The sequence below is a fragment of the Streptomyces sp. NPDC002690 genome (assembly GCF_053592415.1).
Map to the genome: position 1 here is coordinate 1 of NZ_JBSFVR010000489.1, position 4,332 is coordinate 4,332.

A 4,332-nucleotide genomic window follows, 5' to 3' on the forward strand; every position below is an offset into this window, starting at 1 on the left:
CCCCGTCCGTACTCCCCTGACGCCGGGCCCCGTCACGGGTGTTGGGGCCGGAGCGGTACGCGGTGACGGTCCGGTGCGGCGCGCGGTGGCCGGTGCGACGCCTTCCACCGTGGTCCGGGTGCCGGCCGACGCCCGGACCACCGCCCCTTTCCCCGCATCGGGGCCGGTGCCGGGCTTGCGCCGTGCCGGTGGGGTGGGGTGGGTTGATCCCGTCCGGCCCCGAGCCTGTCGGACGACCTCCGACCGGGCGGGCCACGCCCCGGCCCGCCCCCTCGCGGCATTGGTCACCCGACAGGCTCCGATCCGCCGGGTGCCCCCACCGCCCGTACGGCCGTGTGCGCCGGACGCACCCGCGTACCGCGAGCGGCGGGGAGATCGCCGACAGCCCCCCGTGCCCCACCCTCGCGGTCGCACACCACCGGAAAGGCGGACGACGCATGACGCCGGCCCCCCACCGAAGCCACACCGACGATCTGCTGGCCTTCATCGCCGCCAGCCCCTCCCCGTACCACGCGGTGGCGAGTGCCGTGACGCGCCTGGCGAAGGCGGGATTCCGGGAACTGCGCGGCACCGACGACTGGAGCGGCACGAGCGGCGGCTGTTACGTCGCCCGGGCCGGCGCGCTGATCGCCTGGTACGTCCCCGAGGACGCGCCCGTGCACACGCCGCTGCGGATCGTCGGCTGTCACACCGACTCACCGAACCTGCGGGTGAAACCGAACCCCGACACCGGAAGCGCGGGCTGGCGACAGATCGGCGTCGAGATCTACGGCGGGATTCCGCTGAACACCTGGCTCGACCGCGACCTCGGCATCAGTGGCCGGCTCACCCTGCGCGGCGGCACCCCGGGAAACCCGCGCGACCTGCTGGTGCACATCGACGAACCGCTGCTGCGCGTACCCCAGCTCGCCATCCACCTCGACCGCAAGGTCAACGAGGGTGCGCTGCTGGACCCTCAGCGCCACCTGGCTCCGGTGTGGTCGCTCGGCGCCCCCGAGGAGGGCGCGCTGCTGCGCCGGGTCGCGGCGGCGGCCGGCGCGGACCCGGCGGACGTGCTGGGCTGGGATCTGATGCTGCACGACGTGCAGCCGCCCGGATACCTGGGCGTGGAGCGTGAGTTCGTGGTCTCGCCCCGCCTCGACAACCTGGTGTCCGTGCACGCGGGCGTCACGGCGCTGGTGGACACCGCCACCTCCGTCGAACCGCCCCGCTACATCCCGGTGCTGGCCGCCTTCGACCACGAGGAGGTCGGCAGCGCCTCGCAGACCGGGGCGCAGAGCCCGCTGCTGGAGCGGGTGCTGTCCCGCGCCGTGGCGGCGCGCGGGGGCGCCGCCGAGGACTGGGCGCGGTCGCTGGCGGGTTCCTTCTGCGTTTCGGCCGACATGACCCACGCCGTGCACCCCAACTACCAGGAGCGCCACGACCCCGGCCACCTCCCGCTGCCGAACGGCGGCCCCACGGTGAAGGTCAACACCAACCAGCGGTACGCCTCCGACGGCACCGGGGTGGCGTTGTTCCGCGAGGCGTGCGACCGGGCCGAGATCCCGTGGCAGTCCTTCGCGGCCAACAACGCGATGCCCTGCGGTACCTCGATCGGTCCGCTCACCGCCGCCCGGCTCGGCGTGACCACGCTGGACGTCGGGGTGCCCGGACTCTCCATGCACTCGGCGCGTGAGCTGTGCGGGGCGCGGGATCCGGCACATCTGGCGGCGGCCCTGCGCGCCGTGTTGACGGCCGCCTGAGCGACGGGCGCGCGCCCGCACGCGTCCCCGCCGCCCGCCCGTACCCCGCGTGCCGCGTGCCGCGGGGTACGGGCGCGGGAGAGGGTGGCTCCGGAGCGGGCCGGGCGGGAATAGCCCCGCGACGGCGCGCGCTCAACCGCACAGGAGGTTCGAACAACATGACCGATGCACAGGACCCGGCGGAATTCCGCGTCGAGCACGACTCGATGGGCGAGGTGAGGGTCCCGGCGGACGCCAAGTGGCGTGCGCAGACCCAGCGGGCGGTGGAGAACTTCCCCGTCTCCGGGCAGCGTCTGGAGCGCGCCCACATCGAGGCACTGGCCCGGATCAAGGCGGCTGCCGCCAAGGTCAACGCCGGTCTGGGGGTGCTCGACCCGGAGGTTGCCGAGGCGATCTCCCACGCCGCCGCCGAGGTGGCGGAGGGCCGGTGGGACGACCACTTCCCGGTCGACGTGTTCCAGACCGGGTCCGGTACCTCGTCCAACATGAACACCAACGAGGTGATCGCCACCCTCGCCTCCGAGCGGCTCGGCCGAGACGTGCACCCCAACGACCACGTCAACGCCTCGCAGTCCTCGAACGATGTCTTCCCCTCCTCGATCCACATCGCCGCCACCGCCGCGGTCACCGCCGACCTCGTCCCGGCCCTGGAGCACCTGGCGGCATCCCTGGAGCGCAAGGCCCGGGAGTTCGCCCAGGTGGTGAAGTCGGGTCGCACCCACCTCATGGACGCGACACCCGTCACCCTTGGACAGGAGTTCGGTGGGTACGCGGCGCAGATCTCCTACGGCGTCGAGCGCCTGCGCGCCTCCCTCCCCCGGCTCGCCGAACTCCCGTTGGGCGGTACGGCGGTCGGCACCGGGATCAACACCCCGCCCGGCTTCTCCGCGGCGGTGATCGCGGAGATCGCCGGGGCGACGGGGCTGCCGCTGACGGAGGCCCGCAACCACTTCGAGGCGCAGGGCTCGCGGGACGGCCTGGTGGAGGTGTCCGGGCAGCTGCGTACGGTCGCCGTCTCGCTGACCAAGATCTGCAACGACCTGCGGTGGATGGCCTCCGGGCCGCGCACCGGACTGGCCGAGATCGCGCTGCCCGACCTCCAGCCGGGTTCGTCGATCATGCCGGGCAAGGTGAACCCGGTGATCCCCGAGGCGGTGCTGATGGTCGCCGCGCAGGTCACGGGGAACGACGCGACGGTCGCGGCGGCCGGCGCGGCCGGGAACTTCGAGCTGAACGTCATGATGCCGGTCATCGCGAAGAACCTGCTGGAGTCCGTACGCCTGCTCGCCAACGCCTCGCGGCTGCTGGCGGACCGCACGGTGGACGGCATCACCGCCGACACCGCCCGGACGCGCGCCTACGCGGAGTCCTCCCCCTCGGTGGTGACTCCGCTGAACAAGTACCTGGGGTACGAGGAAGCCGCCAAGGTCGCCAAGAAGTCGCTGGCCGACGGCACCACGATCCGCGAGACCGTGCTCGCCTCCGGATACGTGGAGCGGGGCGACCTGACGGTGGAGCAGCTGGACGAGGCGCTCGACGTCCTGCGCATGACCAGGCCGTGAAGCCCGGGCCGTGTCTGACGGTCCGTCGGGATGCGAGGCTCCGGGTGATCCGTATCGCAGCGCCCGCGCGGCGGCGTCCGTAAGATCTGTTCATGGCAGGTACGGGAGAGCACACACGCTGGGCACCCGGGGACCACATCCTCTGGCGCTACCGGGACAAGGGCACCGACGACGGGCCGGCGGACGCGACACCGCTGCGCATCTGCCGCCCGGTCACGGTCGTCCAGGACACCGAGGACCTCCTGGCCGTATGGATGGCCCCGGGCACCGAGTGCGTTCGGCCGGTGCTCGCGAACGGCGCCGAGGTGCACACGGAACCCCTCGCCACCCGCTACACCGTGCCGCACACCACGGACCACTACACCTGGTGGGGCATGGGCGTGCTGAAGCTGGCGCGCCCCGGCGAGCCGTGGTCGGTCTGGCTCTTCTGGGACCGCGGCTGGGTCTTCCGCAACTGGTATGTCAACTTCGAGGAGCCACTCACTCGTTGGAGTTCCGGAGTCGATTCCGAAGACCACTTCCTCGACATCTCGGTGCACCCCGACCGGAGCTGGAAGTGGCTCGACGAGGACGAGTTCGCCCAGGCCCAGCAGGTCGGCCTGATGGACCCCGGGACGGCCGGGCGGGTGCGCCGGGCAGGGCTTGCGGCGGTCTCGGTGATCGAGGCGTGGGGGTCCCCGTTCCGGGACGGCTGGGAGCACTGGCGGCCCGATCCGGCCTGGCCCGTCCCGGCGCTGCCGGATGACTGGGACCGCACCCGCGCGCGCACACCGTCGTGAGACTCTTGAACCACCCGTGGGGGGCGCCCGTAGGATCAGCCTCCCGAGGGCCCGTGCGCGACAACCCGCGTATCGGCCACCGGTCCTGACCGCATGTCACAGGCGACACCGCACACGCCGTACCAACCCGCACGGGCCGCAGCCCGCGAGGGCCGCACGGAGGCGGAAGCCACTACGAGGGGGTGGAGGCGTGGTGCTCGCACCAGCGGGTGAACACACCCGCACGGCCGCCCTCCCGGCCGGCGCGGC

Annotated in this window: 3 protein-coding genes; all 3 read left to right on the forward strand. The window is 72.9% G+C overall.

Translation table 11 applies throughout. The annotated features are described in order from the left end of the window. The first annotated feature begins 437 nt into the window (after window positions 1-437). The 3 genes from ACWD3D_RS33860 to fomD all read left to right on the forward strand — a co-directional run bounded on the left by ACWD3D_RS33860 (window position 438) and on the right by fomD (window position 4,083). Complete coding sequence (locus tag ACWD3D_RS33860) at window positions 438-1,742, forward strand: M18 family aminopeptidase (RefSeq protein WP_451464542.1); 1,305 nt, start codon at window positions 438-440, stop codon at window positions 1,740-1,742. 158 nt (window positions 1,743-1,900) lie between these two features. After that, complete coding sequence (locus tag ACWD3D_RS33865; protein ID WP_451464543.1) at window positions 1,901-3,304, forward strand: class II fumarate hydratase; 1,404 nt, start codon at window positions 1,901-1,903, stop codon at window positions 3,302-3,304. Between the two features lie 92 nt (window positions 3,305-3,396). Then, window positions 3,397-4,083 carry a cytidylyl-2-hydroxypropylphosphonate hydrolase gene (fomD, locus tag ACWD3D_RS33870; protein ID WP_451464544.1) on the forward strand — a complete coding sequence of 229 codons (687 nt, stop codon included), beginning with the start codon at window positions 3,397-3,399 and terminating at the stop codon, window positions 4,081-4,083. The last annotated feature ends 249 nt before the right edge of the window (window positions 4,084-4,332 follow it).